This is a genomic window from Paenibacillus sp. J22P218 (assembly GCF_056269195.1).
The window spans coordinates 737,793-754,590 of record NZ_JBWDNL010000002.1; the positions used below are offsets into that span (position 1 = coordinate 737,793).

Annotated in this window: 19 protein-coding genes; 13 read left to right on the plus strand and 6 right to left on the minus strand. The window is 50.3% G+C overall.

The annotated features are described in order from the left end of the window. Window positions 1-82: 82 nt before the first annotated feature. The 7 genes from AC0YN0_RS12120 to AC0YN0_RS12150 all read left to right on the plus strand — a co-directional run bounded on the left by AC0YN0_RS12120 (window position 83) and on the right by AC0YN0_RS12150 (window position 6,930). Window positions 83-520 carry a Fur family transcriptional regulator gene (locus tag AC0YN0_RS12120; RefSeq protein WP_442052203.1) on the plus strand — a complete coding sequence of 146 codons (438 nt, stop codon included), beginning with the start codon at window positions 83-85 and terminating at the stop codon, window positions 518-520. After that, complete coding sequence (gene yidD / locus AC0YN0_RS12125) at window positions 520-777, plus strand: membrane protein insertion efficiency factor YidD (protein ID WP_475821476.1); 258 nt, start codon at window positions 520-522, stop codon at window positions 775-777. The genes AC0YN0_RS12120 and yidD overlap by 1 nt, the downstream gene beginning before the upstream one ends. A gap of 462 nt (window positions 778-1,239) precedes the next feature. Continuing rightward, on the plus strand, window positions 1,240-3,237 hold the full coding sequence (metG, locus tag AC0YN0_RS12130; RefSeq protein ID WP_475821477.1) for a methionine--tRNA ligase: 1,998 nt from the start codon (window positions 1,240-1,242) through the stop codon (window positions 3,235-3,237). A 268-nt stretch (window positions 3,238-3,505) separates the two neighbouring features. Continuing rightward, window positions 3,506-4,495, plus strand: coding sequence for a metal ABC transporter solute-binding protein, Zn/Mn family (locus AC0YN0_RS12135; protein WP_475821478.1), 990 nt, complete (start codon window positions 3,506-3,508; stop codon window positions 4,493-4,495). A 73-nt stretch (window positions 4,496-4,568) separates the two neighbouring features. Beyond that, on the plus strand, window positions 4,569-5,393 hold the full coding sequence (locus tag AC0YN0_RS12140; protein WP_475821479.1) for a metal ABC transporter ATP-binding protein: 825 nt from the start codon (window positions 4,569-4,571) through the stop codon (window positions 5,391-5,393). Next, window positions 5,377-6,186 carry a metal ABC transporter permease gene (locus AC0YN0_RS12145; protein WP_475821480.1) on the plus strand — a complete coding sequence of 270 codons (810 nt, stop codon included), beginning with the start codon at window positions 5,377-5,379 and terminating at the stop codon, window positions 6,184-6,186. The genes AC0YN0_RS12140 and AC0YN0_RS12145 overlap by 17 nt, the downstream gene beginning before the upstream one ends. A gap of 30 nt (window positions 6,187-6,216) precedes the next feature. Further along, on the plus strand, window positions 6,217-6,930 hold the full coding sequence (locus AC0YN0_RS12150; protein WP_337101661.1) for a cytochrome c biogenesis CcdA family protein: 714 nt from the start codon (window positions 6,217-6,219) through the stop codon (window positions 6,928-6,930). On the opposite strand, the gene splB is transcribed toward AC0YN0_RS12150, so the two are convergent. After that, window positions 6,927-7,994: a spore photoproduct lyase gene (gene splB, locus AC0YN0_RS12155; protein ID WP_475821481.1), complete on the minus strand. Its 1,068-nt coding sequence runs from the start codon at window positions 7,992-7,994 to the stop codon at window positions 6,927-6,929. The genes AC0YN0_RS12150 and splB overlap by 4 nt on opposite strands. A 199-nt stretch (window positions 7,995-8,193) precedes the next feature. On the opposite strand from splB, the gene mntR reads away from it, so the two are divergent. Next, window positions 8,194-8,616 (plus strand): transcriptional regulator MntR, encoded by a 423-nt coding sequence (gene mntR, locus AC0YN0_RS12160; RefSeq protein ID WP_337101663.1) that lies wholly within the window; start codon window positions 8,194-8,196, stop codon window positions 8,614-8,616. A 69-nt stretch (window positions 8,617-8,685) separates the two neighbouring features. On the opposite strand, the gene AC0YN0_RS12165 is transcribed toward mntR, so the two are convergent. Together AC0YN0_RS12165 and AC0YN0_RS12170 are read right to left on the minus strand one after the other, a co-directional pair. After that, window positions 8,686-9,009, minus strand: a complete 324-nt coding sequence (locus tag AC0YN0_RS12165; protein WP_475821482.1) for a hypothetical protein — start codon at window positions 9,007-9,009, stop codon at window positions 8,686-8,688. A gap of 26 nt (window positions 9,010-9,035) precedes the next feature. Further along, window positions 9,036-10,067, minus strand: a complete 1,032-nt coding sequence (locus AC0YN0_RS12170) for a DUF1385 domain-containing protein (protein ID WP_475821483.1) — start codon at window positions 10,065-10,067, stop codon at window positions 9,036-9,038. A gap of 218 nt (window positions 10,068-10,285) precedes the next feature. Between AC0YN0_RS12170 and AC0YN0_RS12175 the strand changes: the two genes are divergently transcribed. From AC0YN0_RS12175 to AC0YN0_RS12195, 5 genes are all read left to right on the plus strand, one after another. Further along, on the plus strand, window positions 10,286-10,804 hold the full coding sequence (locus AC0YN0_RS12175) for a YqhR family membrane protein (protein WP_475821484.1): 519 nt from the start codon (window positions 10,286-10,288) through the stop codon (window positions 10,802-10,804). A gap of 173 nt (window positions 10,805-10,977) precedes the next feature. After that, window positions 10,978-11,418, plus strand: coding sequence for a type II 3-dehydroquinate dehydratase (gene aroQ, locus AC0YN0_RS12180; RefSeq protein WP_475821485.1), 441 nt, complete (start codon window positions 10,978-10,980; stop codon window positions 11,416-11,418). A gap of 19 nt (window positions 11,419-11,437) precedes the next feature. Beyond that, window positions 11,438-12,511 (plus strand): M24 family metallopeptidase, encoded by a 1,074-nt coding sequence (locus AC0YN0_RS12185; protein WP_475821486.1) that lies wholly within the window; start codon window positions 11,438-11,440, stop codon window positions 12,509-12,511. 27 nt (window positions 12,512-12,538) lie between these two features. Next, on the plus strand, window positions 12,539-13,096 hold the full coding sequence (gene efp / locus AC0YN0_RS12190; RefSeq protein ID WP_475821487.1) for an elongation factor P: 558 nt from the start codon (window positions 12,539-12,541) through the stop codon (window positions 13,094-13,096). Window positions 13,097-13,241: 145 nt separating this feature from the next. After that, complete coding sequence (locus AC0YN0_RS12195; RefSeq protein WP_337101670.1) at window positions 13,242-14,495, plus strand: aspartate kinase; 1,254 nt, start codon at window positions 13,242-13,244, stop codon at window positions 14,493-14,495. A 75-nt stretch (window positions 14,496-14,570) separates the two neighbouring features. On the opposite strand, the gene AC0YN0_RS12200 is transcribed toward AC0YN0_RS12195, so the two are convergent. The 3 genes from AC0YN0_RS12200 to comA all read right to left on the minus strand — a co-directional run bounded on the left by AC0YN0_RS12200 (window position 14,571) and on the right by comA (window position 16,729). Beyond that, window positions 14,571-15,026 (minus strand): DUF441 domain-containing protein, encoded by a 456-nt coding sequence (locus AC0YN0_RS12200; RefSeq protein WP_337101671.1) that lies wholly within the window; start codon window positions 15,024-15,026, stop codon window positions 14,571-14,573. Between the two features lie 99 nt (window positions 15,027-15,125). Then, on the minus strand, window positions 15,126-15,836 hold the full coding sequence (locus AC0YN0_RS12205) for a 2-phosphosulfolactate phosphatase (RefSeq protein WP_475821488.1): 711 nt from the start codon (window positions 15,834-15,836) through the stop codon (window positions 15,126-15,128). Between the two features lie 68 nt (window positions 15,837-15,904). Then, window positions 15,905-16,729 carry a phosphosulfolactate synthase gene (gene comA / locus AC0YN0_RS12210; protein ID WP_475821489.1) on the minus strand — a complete coding sequence of 275 codons (825 nt, stop codon included), beginning with the start codon at window positions 16,727-16,729 and terminating at the stop codon, window positions 15,905-15,907. Between the last annotated feature and the right edge of the window lie 69 nt (window positions 16,730-16,798).

Sequence of the window (16,798 nt, forward strand, 5' to 3'; positions counted from 1 at the left end):
GCAAATGGAGGCTCTCATTGACGAGAGCTTTTTTTTTCGGCATTATGAAGATAGCAACTTTCAATGAACGGAGGTACTGACATTGCATACGATTGATGAAATTATACAAAGCATGGCAAGTCGTGGTCTCCGAATTACGGACCAAAGGAAGACTCTCGCTAAGCTGTTCGCCGAGTCCCCCGGTTATTTGGCGCCTAAGGAAGTCTATGAATATATGGGAAAATCGTATACCGGACTTAGCTTTGACACGGTCTACCGCAATTTGCGGGTGATGGAGGAGCTAGGTGTGCTTGAGCAGGTGATGTTCGAGGAGGGCGTGAAGTTCAAGCTTCATTGCAGGGAGCATGACCATCACCATCATATGATTTGCCTGCAATGCGGACGCACTTATCCTATTACGTATTGTCCGATGGAGCAGACGGCTGTGCCCGACGACTTCCGCGTCGTGAAGCATAAATTCGAGGTATTCGGCTATTGCAAGGAATGCGTGCAGGAAGATACGGCCGCGAGCGAACGATAATGGGCAGCGGAAGGGCGCTAAGAATAACGCTTCAAGCACCGATTCATTTCTATCGCAAAGTGATATCGCCGCTGAAGCCGCCAACCTGCCGCTTCTATCCGACCTGCTCCATGTATGCGCTTCAGGCGATCGAGCTGCACGGTCCGGCCAAGGGGGCATGGCTTGCGGCAAAAAGAATTGCCCGCTGCCACCCTTTCCACCCGGGAGGTTACGATCCCGTTCCGCCGGTGAATGACGGGAGCGAGGCGTCACCTTGAAACGCGTTTCGCCGACTAAGGGACGGCGTCAGCCGTATCACCTTGACAAGTGCCGCGTTGCTTCGGTATATTTTTATTATCTAATCGATTATTGAACTGAATCGTAACGTCCTATGAATGGATAAGTACAATGGCATTCCTTGCTCAGAGAGCCGGTCATTATGGTGCAAGCCGGTGAAGGAAGCGATTGGAAGATGGTCCTGGAGGATCCGCTTTCGAGCAGCAGCATCATTCGGGTGCTGGGTAAGATTGCGGCGCAGCGCCGGCGTTAACGGCATGCCGTCATTAGCAGACGGCACACGAAGCGTTCGAGTTAGGCAGGCTTAATAGCCTCTCATAACTTGAGCGAAATTTGGGTGGTACCGCGTGAGTGCATACTCTCGTCCCATGTTGGACGGGAGTTTTTTGCGTTCACTGGCAAGTCTAAGTACGATAGGAACAATACGGGAGGTCGAATAAACGATGTCTAAGAAAGAACCTTTTTACATTACTACGCCGATCTATTATCCGAGCGATAAGCTCCATATCGGCCACGCTTATTCTACGGTCGCGGGTGACGCGATGGCTAGATACAAGCGTCTTCGCGGCTATGATGTATGGTATTTGACGGGAACGGACGAGCATGGCCAGAAAATCGAGCGCAAAGCGCAAGAGAAAGGCAAGACGCCGCAGCAATTCGTAGATGATATTGTGGTCGGCATTAAGGAGCTTTGGAAGAAGCTCGATATTACGAACGATGACTTCATTCGGACGACAGAGGAGCGCCATAAGCAGGTTGTTGCTCAAATCTTTGACCGTTTCTTGAAGCAGGACGATATTTACAAGAGCACCTATGAGGGCTGGTATTGCACATCCTGTGAATCTTTTTTCCTGGAGCGCCAGCTTGAAGACGGCAGATGTCCGGACTGCGGCAAAGAGGTCGAGTGGGTAACGGAGGAAAGCTACTTCTTCCGGATGAGCAAATATGCGGACCGCTTGCTGCAATACTATGAAGAGCATCCAGACTTTATCCAACCCGAATCGCGCAAAAACGAGATGATCAACAACTTCATTAAGCCGGGTCTTGAAGACCTCGCTGTATCGCGGACGACATTCGATTGGGGCATTAAAGTGCCGGGAGATCCGAAGCATGTCATCTATGTGTGGATCGATGCGTTGTCCAACTATATTACGGCGCTTGGCTACAACACCGATAATGACGAGAAATTCCGCAAGCATTGGCCTGCAAGCGTACATCTAATGAGCAAGGAAATCGTCCGCTTCCACACGATTTATTGGCCGATTATGCTCATGGCGCTTGACCTGCCGCTGCCGAAAAAAGTGTTCGCGCATGGATGGCTGCTAATGAAGGATGGCAAAATGTCGAAGTCGAAGGGCAACGTCGTTGATCCTGTCGTTCTTATCGATCGTTACGGCTTGGATGCGCTTCGTTATTACTTGCTGCGTGAAGTGCCTTTCGGGGCAGACGGAGCGTTCACGCCGGAAAACTTCGTGGATCGCATTAACTTCGATCTCGCGAACGATCTTGGCAACCTGCTGAATCGTACAGTGGCGATGATTGACAAATATTTTGACGGCGTTATTCCGACAACGAACCTGGTGCCTACAGACTTCGACGAATCGCTCAAGAAGCTCGGCAGCGACACGGTAACCCAAGTGGAAGCGGCGATGGAAGGCATGGAATTCTCGGTTGCGCTTGCTGCAATCTGGCAATTCGTCAGCCGCACGAACAAATATATCGACGAGACGCAGCCATGGGCGCTTGCCAAGGACATTTCTAAAGTCGGCGAGCTTGGATCGGTTATGAACCATCTTGCGGAATCGCTGCGTATTATCTCGATCCTGTTGCAGCCGTTCCTGACGAATGCGCCTCGCGAAATGTGGCGTCAGCTTGGCATCGCGGAAGGCGAGTCGACGACATGGGAGAGCACAAAGAGCTTTGGAATCATTGGCGGAGGCACTCGCGTGACGAAAGGAACACCGATCTTCCCGCGTCTCGAGATGGCAGAAGAAGCTGCATATATCGCGGGAACGATGGGGGGAGGCGTCAAGCCGGCAGAGGCTGCGTCGGAAGTGCCTGCTGCTTCTGATTCGTCTGCAAAGGCAGACAAGCCAGAGACGGCTGTGGAATCGAAAGAAGAAATCGGCATCGATGATTTCGCGAAGGTAGAGCTTCGCGTTGCGCAAGTAATCGCGGCTGAACCGGTTGCGAAAGCCGACAAGCTGTTGAAGCTGCAGCTGGATCTTGGTTATGAGCAGCGCCAGGTCGTCTCGGGCATTGCGAAGTTCTACACGCCAGAGCAGATGGTCGGCCGCAAAGTCATTTGCGTGACGAACTTGAAGCCGGTTAAGCTGCGCGGCGAAATGTCGCAAGGCATGATACTCGCTGCTTCGCATGGCGATCAATTGACGCTGGCTACCGTTCCTGACGAGATGCCGAACGGGGCAATCGTTAAGTAAGTATGCAGCAATCTAAATAAGACAGAGGCTGATCCTAAACGCTTTGGCGGAAGGGGTCAGCCTCTTTGCTGTCTCCTTATAATTATGATCAAACGGGTCAATACAGGAGATAGGACGCGCCTTCCGAATCGGAATGAAACTATATTTATCGTTGACAGCCTATAGCTGCCGTCGTATAATACAAAACGTAATCATAACGATTACGATTAAGGGAAAGCGAAGTCAGGCAGCCGGCTATCATCCTAGGAATGAAGAAATGGAGTGTAACATGATGAGAACAAGAACAAGAGGTATACGATACTTAGCAATAAGCTTAGTTGCAGCAATCGCGCTATTGACTGCGGCTTGCGGCAATACATCTAATCATACGAATAAAGCAGAGGGCAATACGGAACAAGACGGCAAGCTGAGCGTCGTTACAAGCTTTTATCCCTTGTATTTTATGGCTAAGGAAATCGGCGGAGAGCATGTGAAGGTCGATAATCTCGTCGCAGCAGGAGTTGAACCGCATGACTGGACGCCAAAAAGCCGGGATCTGAGTACGGCCTCGAACGCGAATCTGTTCCTGTATCACGGGGCTGGGCTCGAAGGCTGGGTTGAGGATTTCCAGAAAGGGTTGTCCAAGGATAGCGGCGTAGCAGTGAAGGAAATGAGCGAAGGCATTACTTTGATTCATGGCGAAGAAGAAGAGGAACACGAGCATGAGCACGAAGGCGAAGAGGACCACGACCATGAAGGCTTGGACCCTCATACGTGGGTAAGTCCGAAATCCGCGCTGATTTTGGCGGAAAACATAAAGGATAGCTTAATCGAGGCAGACGGTACACATAAAGCCGATTATGAGCAAAACTTTGCTGCGCTTCAAGAAAAGCTCGTTGCAATCGATGCTGAATATACGGCGGAGCTTACAAAAGCGAGCAAAAAGGATATCGTCGTATCCCATCAGGCGTTCGGTTACTTGGCAAGAGATTATGGCTTGAATCAGGTGGCCATTATGGGATTAAGCCCGGACGCCGAGCCGCGCGCGCAAGACTTGTTGGAAATCGCCAAATTCGTCAAGGAAAACGATGTTCGCGTTATTTTCTTCGAGGAGCTGGTATCCGATAACTTAGCAAAGACGCTTGCCGATGAGGCGGATGTAGAGACGCAAGTTCTTAACCCTCTGGAGGGACTTACATCGGAGCAGGAGAAGGCAGGCGACTCCTACTTGACGCTTATGGAACGAAACTTGCAATATCTGTCGCAAGCATTACAATAAAGGGTAACGATAGTCAGGCAAGCGGGCTAATATCGCTGAGATATAGCCCCTTATTGCTGTAAGGAGATAGAACATGCCGCAACCAAAAACATTAATAAACGAAACGCCGAATTGCCATCAGGAGGTTATTTCACTCGACGGGGTATCGTTCTCGTACCAACAGCAGCCGGTCATTTCGAACGTAAGCTTCGGTGTGAAGGAACGGGATTTCATCGGCTTAATCGGAACGAATGGCGCCGGCAAGACGACATTGCTGCGAATGATAGTTGGTTTACTGAAGCCGACGCATGGGCAGATTCGTCTGTTCGGACAACCGATTGAGAAGTTCAAGCAATGGGAACGGATCGGCTATGTGCCGCAGAAGAACTCGCTAAATCCGTTGTTTCCGGCGGTTGTGAGAGAAGTGGTGCTGTCCGGACTGTACGGGCGGAATAAGGTGTTCAAGAAAGTAACGATGGAAGATCATCAGAAATGCGATGATGCGCTCCATGCTATGGGGATCGAGGACTTAAGCGAGAAACGGATCGGTCTGCTCTCGGGCGGTCAGCAGCAACGCGTATTTCTCGCAAGGGCGCTGATCAACAATCCGTCACTGCTCATTCTGGATGAGCCGACGGTCGGTATCGATACCGAGACGCAGGAAAGCTTCTTCCATATGATCAAGCATATGCATCAGCATCATAATATGACGTTCCTGATGGTGTCGCATGACATGGATATGATTCGGTCGTATCTCGGCCAGCAGCCGGCTTCGGAGAGCGGCAAGCTGAAGTTCTATATCAGACATTCGCATGAGACGCAGGATTGCGTAGAGAGCAATTTGGCACATAGCTTGAAAGGGCTAAGGGAGCAATTGGAGAGCGGGAAAGAGGTTGTTCGGATTGGAGATCGTTACTAGCGAGTTTTTTCAAAGAGCTCTTATCGGGGGCTTGTTAATTGGTGTTACTGCGCCGCTGATGGGCATATTTCTAGTGCTGCGCAGACTATCGATGATCGGAGATACGCTGTCGCATGTATCGATTGCCGGCGTTGCACTCGGTTTCCTTATTGGTGTCTATCCGATAGCGGTCGGTCTTGTGTTCGCCATAGCCGCATCATTCGGCATCGAGAAACTTCGCAAAGCGTATAAGACGTACGCCGAGCTGTCGCTTGCCATAATGATGTCGGGCGGCGTGGCGCTGGCCTCGCTGCTGTTCACGCTTGGCAAAGGATTCAACATGAACGTGAACAGTTACTTATTCGGCAGCATCTACACGCTTAGCAGCGGCGATCTTTATTTGATTGGCGCGGTAACGCTTGTCATTCTGATTGCGATCCGAACGCAGGTGAAGGAGCTGTTTCTCATTACGTTCGATGAGGATGCGGCTGCGGTAAGCGGGTTGCCCGTCCGTTTCTATAATGTTATGATTAGCGTGCTTACGGCACTTGTTATTAGCGTATCGATCAAGATTGTAGGCGCTTTGCTCGTATCGGCTCTATTAACGATACCGGCTGCGTGCAGTCTAATTATCGCGAGAAGCTTCAAGCAAAGCGTTATTTCGGTCGTTATTATCGGCGAGATTACTGTCGTTGCCGGCTTGCTGATTGCGGGAGTATGGAACCTAGCGCCAGGCGGAACGATTGTATTGCTGCTAATCGTTATTTTGCTTCTGCTGCTCGTGTTCAAGCGAGGCATGAAGTTAGGCAACTGATCAGCTGATTTGAGATTGAGGTGAAATGGTTTGACCGATGTTAATATTTGGCTGGCGTTCACCGCCGGCATTGCTTCGTTTGTGTCACCTTGCTGCTTGCCCTTATATCCGTCTTATTTATCGTACATAACCGGTATTTCGGTATCCGATCTGAAAGAAAACGACCATACGAAGAAGCAGCGCATGCGCATGATGTCGCATACGTTCTTCTTCATATTGGGCTTCTGTACGGTGTATTATGCTTTAGGTTACTCGACGAATCTGTTCGCGGAATTTTTCAGCGAATATCGTCAGCTTATCCGTCAGTTGTCGGCAATACTCATTATTCTGATGGGCTTGTTCTTGATCGGACTATTCCAGCCGAAGCTGCTGCTCAAAGACACGAGGAAAAATCTGATTCCGCGGAAATCAAACTATATCAGCTCGTTCGTGTTCGGTATCGGCTTCTCGGCAGGCTGGTCGCCCTGTGTAGGGCCCGTGTTGACTGCTATTCTTGGCTTGGCAGCTTCGTCGCCGGATACGTGGTTCCAGTTAACGACAGCTTATGCGCTCGGATTCGCAATCCCATTCTTCGTATTGGCCTTCTTCCTTGGAACGGCAAGATGGATACTGAAGTACTCTTCCCTTGTCATGAAGATCGGCGGCGGCGTAATGCTGCTCATGGGCGTGCTGCTATTCACGGATCAAATGACCCAAATTACGATTTGGCTTAATTCAATAACGCCGGAATGGCTGAAGTTCTAAGTAAAGTATTCGATCTTCGCTTCCGGAAAATGCTCGAAAATGCGCTCCGATATGAACATGCGGAGCGCATTTGCCTGTTCATCGGGATATACGTATTTGCCTTGTCCCCAGCGTCCCCATTTGTATTTGCGTTTCTCCATGTCCATCTCCAGCTTCGTACGAGGGTAACGCTTCTCAATGACGGTTTTAGCCGTCTTCGTGAACCGGTGCTGAATTAACTCGAACGTGAGATCACGCCTTGCCTCAGGTGGCAAATCGGCAGCCAGAGCGGCTATCAGCTCGCCGTACCCTTCCTCCCAGCCATCATGCCAGATAATCGGCGCGATAATGAAGCCCATCGGATAACCAGCTTTGGCGACCTTGACCGCCGCTTCGATACGCTGTTCGAAACGGGAGGTGGCCGGTTCGAAATGTTTAATGACGTATTTGGCGTTAACGCTGAACCTTATTCTCGTATGGCCGTTATGCTTCGCATCCAGCAACGAATCGACATGATGGAATTTCGTGACGAATCGAAGCCTTCCCAGCGGCTCTTCGCCAATGAATTCAATCAACTCGCGCAGACTGCCAGTAATGGGCTCGAGTCCGACAGGGTCCGAAGTGCAGGCTGCTTCGAAGCGGGTGATTTCCGGCTTGCGTTCTTCAATGTAACCTTTGGCCGCTTCGATGATGTCGTCGATATTGACGTAGACACGAATATAGGGTTTAGCTCCCAGCGTTGTTTGCAAGTAACAATAATGACAGTGCGCCATGCAGCCAGTTGCGATAGGAATTGCGTACTCCGCTGAAGGCTTGGACGTATCGAATTTGAGTGTCTTTCGAATGCCGACGACAAGCGTGCGTTTTGCAATTTTATATTGCTCCAGCTCCGTATCGCCGGGCAGATTCGTAATGCGGTTATGCGACGATGTCATACGATAAGGAATGCCCTGCTCCTTCACCCATTCAAAAATGCGTTTGCCTTTCGGATAATCGAGCGCGGAGGGCTCGAAATAAACAAGCTCGGGGACGAAGGAAAGCATCGAACGGTCTATTTTCGGACGATCAATCACGTTAGCGCTCATGTAAGCAAAGTCCTCCTCGAATAATGGCATTCATGCTTGGCATCATTGCTTATAGTGTATGGAATTCGAGGACGAACCAAACTGGAAAGATGCAGTGCGGCATTTGGGACGGGTTGCAGTGTCAGGCTCGTACAGTGTATGATACATAGAGTAACGCCGAGGAAACAAGGTGAAGATGCAGGGTTAGGGGGTTCTTCAGGTGCCGACTCCGAGCATGGAAGACTACTTAGAGAGAATTTATAAGCTCATCGACGAAAAAGGATATGCGCGTGTTTCGGATATTGCGGAAGGCTTAGAGGTACATCCGTCCTCGGTCACGAAGATGATACAGAAGCTCGACAAAGACAACTATTTGATCTATGAGAAGTATCGCGGTCTTGTTCTTACGAATAAAGGCAAAAAAATGGGCAAGCGTTTGGTTGACCGTCATCAATTGCTGGAAGATTTCCTGACGACGATTGGCGTGCAGGATGAAAATATTTATCGCGACGTAGAAGGAATCGAGCATCATCTGAGCTGGGATTCCATTACATGCATTGAGACGTTGGTTGAATATTTCCGCCGTGACAGCCAGCGGCTGGAGGAGCTTCGCTCCTTGCGCTCCGAACTGGACAGCGAGTAGAGTAGATAGCAATGATTAATGAAAAAAAGGGATTGCAGCCCGCGCGGGCCGCAATCCCTTTTTTCGATGTTAGTGATACTTAGGCATATCGTTGTCGTCCTTGCCGCCTTCAATGACTCGGAAGGGCACCGTCTTGGAACGTGGACGGCTCGTCTTCGGCTTAGCGGCCGATGATGAACGGCCTTGTTTGACGCGCGTCTGGCTCTGACCCGTGCGGCGATACCCTTGCAAGAACGAAGGCGGATATTTGTAAAGGAGGAAGATCGCGCCGAGTATGACGATGGGAAGGATGAAGCCGAACGGATTCGTCGTTATGCTGAACAACACTCCGATTACGAGCAAAATTAATATCGTAATTGACCATCCATTCCATTTTCCTTGTACTCTGCTCATCGCTATTCCTCTTTTCTTATTAGAAATTAAGCTTTCGTCATTTGTTGCTCCAGTTCGCGCATCCGGTTGAAGGAAGCGATGGATACGGCAACTTGCTCGTCTTGCGGTTCTTTGGTCGTCAATAGCTGAAGCCAGAGCCCTGGATAGCCAAGGTAACGAAGTACTGGAATGTCTCTAAGCGCGTTCGTCCACTTCAGCACCTCGTAGGAGATGCCAAGCACGACTGGCAGCAGGAGGATACGGATGTAGACGCGTTCCCAGATCGAATCCCATGTGAAGACGGGCAGCGAGTATATAACGACGCCGACGATAACGGTAAATACAATGAAGCTCGAACCGCAACGGTAGTGCAGACGGCTGTATTTCTGAACATTGCGCACCGTCAGATCTTCACCGGCTTCATAAGCGCTAATGACTTTGTGCTCTGCGCCGTGATACTGGAAAAGACGCTTGATGAGCGGTGTCATCGAGATGAAATACAGATACGTAAGCAACAGAATGATTTTAATAAGTCCTTCTAATAAATTATGACCGATTTTGTTGCTGAATACCCCTGCGAATAGCAATTCTTCCAGCGCGGCAGGCACAGCAGTAAATATGAGCTTGCCGAAGATGAAGGACAGGACGCCGGCAACGGCTACGCCGACAACCATACTAATGCTCCAGCCTCCGGATTTCTTCTCTTCCTTGCTTTCTTTCGTAACATCGATTGAAGCTGCTTGTGCGTTCGAGTCGGCCTTGTTATCCTTGGCCTCGCTCGTCTCATCCTCCGCATAAGCTTCCATGGAGAAGTTAAGATGCTGCGACCCTTTGGCGCTTGATTCGATAATGCCGACTACGCCGCGCAGTAAAGGGATTTTTTTTAAGCGTTGTACCCAAGGCTTCGAGACGGAAGGGACCTCGTAAAATACGATTTCATCGTTTTTGCGCCGTACGGCCGTTACGTTAACGTGTTTGCCTGCAAACATTACGCCTTCGATAACAGCTTGTCCGCCATAAGCGCGTCTAATATCCTGCGGCAAGAGCTTGTCACCATCCCCAAAGTAAGGTTTCGTCATCAATCCTATTGCGACGAATCTGTCTATCGTTTTGTAAGTCTATTGTACTTGATCTATGCGTGAATTGCCAACGTCATCATCATCCAGCAGCACTTGAGTTAGGAGTAGGTTGATTCCGTTTAAGTGTGCATTGATTGCATTGATGAATTGCAAAGAAGGCGATTGTCACATAATAAAGGAGTCAGATACAACATAGGGAAGAAAGGCGGTCAATTAAGATGTCGACGTTGGCTAAGAACAAACGCAGCGACCAGGAAGTCTACTCGGATCATCATACGAATCCATGGACGTACCCGATGATGATAGGACTTTACGCCGGAATCATATGGGGCGGACTTAGGTGGGTGTTCTATCAAATTAAGTTTACTACCGTGCTGCCGGGGTTTATAGCCGATCCGTTTTTTAAGCAGTCTTTTTTGAGGACGGGATGGGGGGAACTAGCCGGAGTAGGATGCTATGTCTTATTTTCAATTGCTGCGGCACTGTTGTATAAGCTGGTTCTCGGGAAATTGCGCGGCCCATGGCCGGGAATCGGTTACGGCGTATTCTGGTGGGCGCTTATCTTCTTATTGCTCGGCCCAATGCTCGGTATGACGGCATCAATTACGAAATCTGGCTGGAATACATTGTTCACAGAGATCTGCGTATTCATTCTTTGGGGGTTGTTTATCGGCTATTCCATCGCTTTCGAATTTACGGACGAAGCTTCGAGAGAGCCGATTCCGGCGCCGACATGAGTTATCACTTCTCAAGCGGCGGGCATTTGTGGTAAAATGTGAAAGCCGTTTACGCTAGAGAATGAAAGCAGTATCAGCTTAAACTCTAATACATCGCTCGAGCTTCCCAGCGTGACGACAGATGTGCTCTTCTACCGGGCACACAAAGCTGCGTTCGTAGGGGAGGTTAATTCATGAGCAAAGTTCTCGTTCTAAACGGTCCTAACCTGAATATGCTGGGCATTCGAGAGCCTGGGGTGTATGGAACGGAAACGCTGGCCTATATTGAATCGCTTGTGAGGGAGAAGGGCGAGGCGCTTGGCTTCGAAATCGATTTCTTCCAAACGAACCATGAGGGCGAGATGATCGACAGGATACATAGTGCTTTCGGCATTGCTAACGGAATCGTCATTAATCCTGGCGCTTGGACGCACTACAGCTACGCCCTGCGAGATGCGCTTAGCGCGGTAAGCTTGCCGATCGTTGAAGTGCATTTGTCCAACATTCATAAAAGAGAAGCGTTCCGGCATGTATCGGTTATCGCTCCGGTTGCCGTCGGACAGATTGCGGGCTTTGGCGCGCATAGCTACTTATTAGGCTTGGATGCGTTGGCACAGCATTTGCAAAGTAAGTGAATGAAAGGAAGTGTAGCTTATGTCAAACGAAAGAGTAAACCGTCTGCGCAAGCTGCTAGTGGAATCAAGCTATGAAGCCATTCTTATCGGGAGCGATATTAATCGCCGCTATATCAGCGGATTCACAGGCTCCTCAGGAATGGTGCTTATTACGCAGGACGAAAGCTATTTGCTCACTGATTTCCGGTATCGTACACAAGCGCCGCAGCAGGCGGCAGGCTTCCAGATCGTGGAGCATGGTGCGAATCCGATTAACGATGTGCGTGAGCTGCTTGCCAAGCACGGCATTAAGCAGTTAGCTTTCGAACAGGATCATGTCGTCTACAGCCAATACTCAGCTTGGGCTGAGGCGTTGCCAGGCATTGAACTGCAGCCTTCCGGCGCGCTCGTAGAGAAGCTTCGGATGATTAAGGACGCAGCAGAGCTTAAGGTGATGCAAGAAGCTGCCGATCTGGCGGACAAGACGTTCAGTCACATTCTGAATATCATTAAGCCGGGCATCAGAGAGTCGGATATTGCCCTTGAGATGGAAGTGTTCATGCGCAGTCATGGCGCAACTTCATCTTCCTTCGACACCATTGTCGCATCCGGTGAGCGATCAGCGCTTCCGCATGGTGTTGCAAGTGATCGCCTTGTAGGACAAGACGAATTTGTTAAGCTTGATTTCGGCGCTTATTATCAAGGCTATTGTTCTGATCTAACACGGACAGTAGTGGTCGGCACGCCGACCGAGAAGCACCGTGAAATATATTCTATCGTGCTGGAAGCGCAGTTACATGCGCTTGAGCATATTAAGCCGGGCATTAGCGGCCGTGAAGCGGATGCGCTTGCCCGCGACGTTATTGCGAAGTACGGCTACGGCGATCTATTCGGACATGGCACTGGTCACGGCCTTGGCATGGAGATTCATGAATCGCCCCGATTGTCGAAGTTCAGCGACACGATTTTAACCCCCGGCATGACTGTAACGGTAGAGCCTGGCATATACATTCCCGGCTTCGGCGGGGTTCGTATCGAGGACGATATCGTGATTACGGAAACCGGTATTAAAATATTAACCTCATCTCCGAAAGAGCTCATTATTTTGGGATAGGAACAATTTATTCAGGAGGTATATTCAGTGATTTCAGTAAATGATTTTAAAACAGGCTTGACCGTACAGGTCGACAACGACATCTTCTCGGTAATTGACTTCCAGCACGTTAAACCGGGCAAAGGCGCGGCTTTCGTTCGTTCCAAATTGCGCAATCTTCGCAACGGCAACGTTGTTGAGAAAACGTTCCGTGCGGGCGAGACAATCGGTCGTGCAATCATTGAGAACCGCGAAGTGCAATACCTGTACAACTCCGGTTCCGAATATACGTTCATGGACAACGAGACTTACGACCAATTCAACCTCGACAAGAAACAGCTTGAATGGGAGCTTAACTTCTTGAAAGAGAACATGAACGTTAACATCTCCAGCTACCAAGGCGAAATCCTCGGTATTCAGATGCAAACGAGCGTTGATCTGAAAGTAACGGAAACGGAGCCGGGCGTGAAAGGCAACACGGCTCAAGGCGCAACGAAAAACGCGACGCTTGAGACTGGTCTTACGGTTCAAGTTCCTTTGTTCATCAACGAAGGCGACGTGCTTCTGATCGACACGCGCGAAGGTAAATACATTTCCCGCGCATAGTTGCAGCGGGATTTGAAAATGATGGAAAACCGTCCGGTGCTTGCATTCGGACGGTTTTTTTTTGTGGGTTTATATACCCATTAGCTTGCGATTTGTGTTATAATATTGACTTGTATGTATATGTCAAGGTTGGGAGTGAACAGCTTTGTCGTTGATAGTGATGAAGTTTGGCGGCAGCTCTGTCGGTACACCGGAGAGAATGCAGCGCGTAGCAAAACGTATAATTGAAAGGCAGCAGGAGGGCAACCAAATCGTGGTCGTCGTCTCTGCCATGGGTGATACGACCGACGATTTAATCGATCAGTCGAAGGAGCTGAATCCGAATCCGCCGGCGCGCGAGATGGATATGCTGCTTACCGTAGGTGAGCAAATATCGATCGCGTTGCTATCGATGACGATTCATCAGGAAGGTCATAAAGCACAATCGTTCACGGGCTGGCAAGCAGGCATCCGCACTGAAGCCGTTCATGGTAAAGCGAAGATGACCAATATTCAGCCAGACCGGCTGTTCAAAGCGTTAGAGGAAGGCAATGTTGCGATCGTTGCCGGATTCCAAGGGATGACCGAGGAAGGCGAAATAACGACGCTTGGCCGCGGCGGCTCGGATACGACAGCCGTTGCGCTTGCAGCTGCCATCAAAGCGGACGTATGCGAGATTTATACCGACGTTGACGGGATCTATTCGACTGATCCGCGCGTCGTTAAGAATGCCCGCAAGCTGAATGAAATTTCCTATGACGAAATGCTGGAGCTTGCCCATCTTGGAGCGGCAGTATTGCATCCGCGAGCAGTGGAATATGCGAAGCATAACAATGTGAAGCTGGTTGTTCGATCCAGCTTTACCCAAAATGAAGGTACGAGCGTAAAGGAGGAAGCGGTCATGGAGCAAGGCGTGGTCGTTCGCGGCATCGCGTTTGACAAAAATGTAGCTAGAATCAGCATTATCGGCGTTGAGGATATTCCTGGCGTGCTTGCCGGCGTATTCGGAGCGTTGGCGGGCAACGGCATCGACGTTGACATTATCGTTCAAAGCGGCGTGCAGGACGGCAAAGCCGACTTCTCCTTCACCGTATCGCGTGACGACAAGGACAAAGCGATTAACGTAATCGAGAGCATTCGCTCCTCTTTCCCTTATCGCGAAGCAAGCTCCGAGGAAGATTTAGTCAAAGTGTCGATCGTTGGCGCAGGCATGGTCAGCAATCCAGGCGTAGCTGCGAAAATGTTCGCGGCGATCTCTTCCCTCGGCGTAAGCATCAAAATGGTAAGCACGTCCGAAATCAAGTGCTCCTGCGTTATTTCAGCAGAGCCGCTGAACGAAGTTGTGCGTGCGCTTCATACCGCATACGACCTCGACACGGCAGAGCAAGTATTCGTAGGCGGACCACAGGACCGTCGCTAATCGCAATCATAAGTTAAGCAAGCCCGCGTCGGCATTAGCCGAGCGGGCTTTTTTCATTAATCGGAAATCATGCAGCTACCCGCCCATAAGCTTAAACAGCTTGTACAATATAGCTGTAATACCGGCAGCCATAAGCGGCCCGACAGGGATGCCGCGCATGAAGACGATGCCGACGATGGAGCCTAGCACAAGCCCGACAATGATCTGAGGGTCGACCTTTAACAGCTCGAGCCCTTTGCCATTAATATAAGTGGCGGCAGCGCCGCCAAGCAGGGCGAGCCAGCCTGGCCAGGAGCTTAGCGCCGCTAATAATTCTTTCGACTGGATCCGTCCCGATGCGAAGGGAACGAGTACGCTGAAGGTTAGAAATAATAAGCCAATCTCCAAACCTCGCCTTTCGATCGCAGGTAGAAAACGCTCCAAATGAACGAGCTTAACTGCGAGTAGCAGGCAAGCGGCGGTGGCGATGATCGGAGATCGGCCAACTAAACCAATAATAATCAAGCCTACTAATATAATTTCACCGACCATCCCCAACGACTCCTCGAACAATGATATGCCCAGCAAACCACCTGATAAGCGGCCTTTGAACAGTTCATTATATGGACAAGCGGGCGTCAATATGTCATTCTAGCTTCTCGTCAACAAATCCCCGTTCAGCCTTGGAACTGTCTGATAGACGTCGACAGCCGCACAGGCTTCGACATCTTTTTTGAAGCCAAGCTTGCATAACCGTTTACCCGACATACCACTCAACAAGGTTTCCACGATGTAGTTTGCCCGATTGCGATAAAGCGCGAGCATAGCGATTCCGAAGTCGTCCGTCTCTACTGGCGCTCCGCCAAGCTCTTGCAGCTTGTTCAGTACAAGTCCGGCGCATAAACCATCCTCGATAGCAAATTCATCATGGCTGCCCGCGCATAACAGCACGACATCCCGGCGCAGGTCAAGCGCTGCTTTGGCGCTTGCTTCGGCATTCAGCAACGACGCGGTAAGCACATAATCCGCTCTCATCGATTTGTGAATGGCCCTCGTTCCGTTTGTCGTCGTTAAGATGACGCGTTTCCCAGCTACATTTTGCTCGGAATATTCATCAGGCGAGTTGCCTAGATCAAATCCTGCTATTTTGCGGCAAAATCGTTCACCTCCTAGCAGGTCGCCCGGTTTCTGGAGCGCGCGCGCCTCCATAACCGTTTCCGCAGGCAGGACACAGGAAGCGCCAGCCTCAATCGCGGAAATTATCGTGCTCGTAGCACGCAGAACATCGATTATGATTGCCGTTTTATGATGGAACTTGGCCGAGCTGGCCTCATTAACGCTTGAAATGACTTGCACTTGCATCGTCTCGTCTCCGCCTCTCCTTCGGCTATTGTTATAGACCTCGCAGTCATAGCCAAAGCATTAAATCATCAAATCATATAAAAAAACGTATCCGACTGTCCGAACTCGAAGGTATCGGAGCGCAATCCCCGCCTCATAGCCTCCAGCGCCAGCACGTCTGAAGGCGCGATGTTCCCGAGATGCACGTCAGCGCCGAAATAGCGAAGCAAATGAACCTGCTGCTGCTTCTGCGGCGCTTCCCACATGAGCCGCTTATGCTCCGCAACCCGGCTAATGACTTCTTCCAGCATGCTGTCCCTGCATTTGCCGGATTCATCGAATAAGCCGACATCTACGCCGGATTCTCTAGCTTCAACGGTTACAAGCATAGCGCCTGCATCCCAGTCACATTCTGCGGTGAAGGCTAGCTCCTCGGGATCGATTAATGAGCCCGCTGCCTTTTTGCCGTATTCCGTAATGACGTGGAGTCCTCTAGAAATGCCTTCTTTAATAAGGCCCGTTCTTCGTTTGCGGTCCAGCTCGATCGTGCCGTCTGACACTTCAATGCCGTTGAAGCCCATCTGACATACCGTATCCATGAAAGAACCGATTTCTTGCTGAGCAACTGCAGCCTCCAGAAGCGTGCCTCCAGGCATAACGATTAGTCCTTGCTCTCTAGCCAGCGTGAGCTTCTGCTGAAGCAGCTCGGGCGTATAGAGAACGGAAGTGCCGAATGCTAGCTTAACGATGTCGACATGCGGGCCGGCTAGCTGCACGAAATCAGCGAACTGATGGAAACCCATCCCTTTGTCGATCACCATCGTTTGTCCGAATCGGTTCATTCGGCTAGCTGCCCGTTTGCCGCTAGGATCTTGCAATAGTCGATTCCAGCCCGTGGCTGATGCAATAGTCATGACGATCGTCTCCTTGCCCGCGCTTTGCTTGGGACAGTATTGTAATCCAATGGTTTACTATATGCGTCA

Bases quoted from the DNA above. Each gene is read 5' to 3' on its own strand.
- yidD (WP_475821476.1), top strand. From the start codon at position 520: ATGGGCAGCGGAAGGGCGCTAAGAATAACGCTTCAAGCACCGATTCAT.
- metG (WP_475821477.1), top strand. From the start codon at position 1,240: ATGTCTAAGAAAGAACCTTTTTACATTACTACGCCGATCTATTATCCG.
- AC0YN0_RS12135 (WP_475821478.1), top strand. From the start codon at position 3,506: ATGATGAGAACAAGAACAAGAGGTATACGATACTTAGCAATAAGCTTA.
- AC0YN0_RS12140 (WP_475821479.1), top strand. From the start codon at position 4,569: ATGCCGCAACCAAAAACATTAATAAACGAAACGCCGAATTGCCATCAG.
- splB (WP_475821481.1), bottom strand. From the start codon at position 7,994: ATGAGCGCTAACGTGATTGATCGTCCGAAAATAGACCGTTCGATGCTT.
- AC0YN0_RS12165 (WP_475821482.1), bottom strand. From the start codon at position 9,009: ATGAGCAGAGTACAAGGAAAATGGAATGGATGGTCAATTACGATATTA.
- AC0YN0_RS12170 (WP_475821483.1), bottom strand. From the start codon at position 10,067: ATGACGAAACCTTACTTTGGGGATGGTGACAAGCTCTTGCCGCAGGAT.
- AC0YN0_RS12175 (WP_475821484.1), top strand. From the start codon at position 10,286: ATGTCGACGTTGGCTAAGAACAAACGCAGCGACCAGGAAGTCTACTCG.
- aroQ (WP_475821485.1), top strand. From the start codon at position 10,978: ATGAGCAAAGTTCTCGTTCTAAACGGTCCTAACCTGAATATGCTGGGC.
- AC0YN0_RS12185 (WP_475821486.1), top strand. From the start codon at position 11,438: ATGTCAAACGAAAGAGTAAACCGTCTGCGCAAGCTGCTAGTGGAATCA.
- AC0YN0_RS12200 (WP_337101671.1), bottom strand. From the start codon at position 15,026: ATGGTCGGTGAAATTATATTAGTAGGCTTGATTATTATTGGTTTAGTT.
- AC0YN0_RS12205 (WP_475821488.1), bottom strand. From the start codon at position 15,836: ATGCAAGTGCAAGTCATTTCAAGCGTTAATGAGGCCAGCTCGGCCAAG.
- comA (WP_475821489.1), bottom strand. From the start codon at position 16,729: ATGACTATTGCATCAGCCACGGGCTGGAATCGACTATTGCAAGATCCT.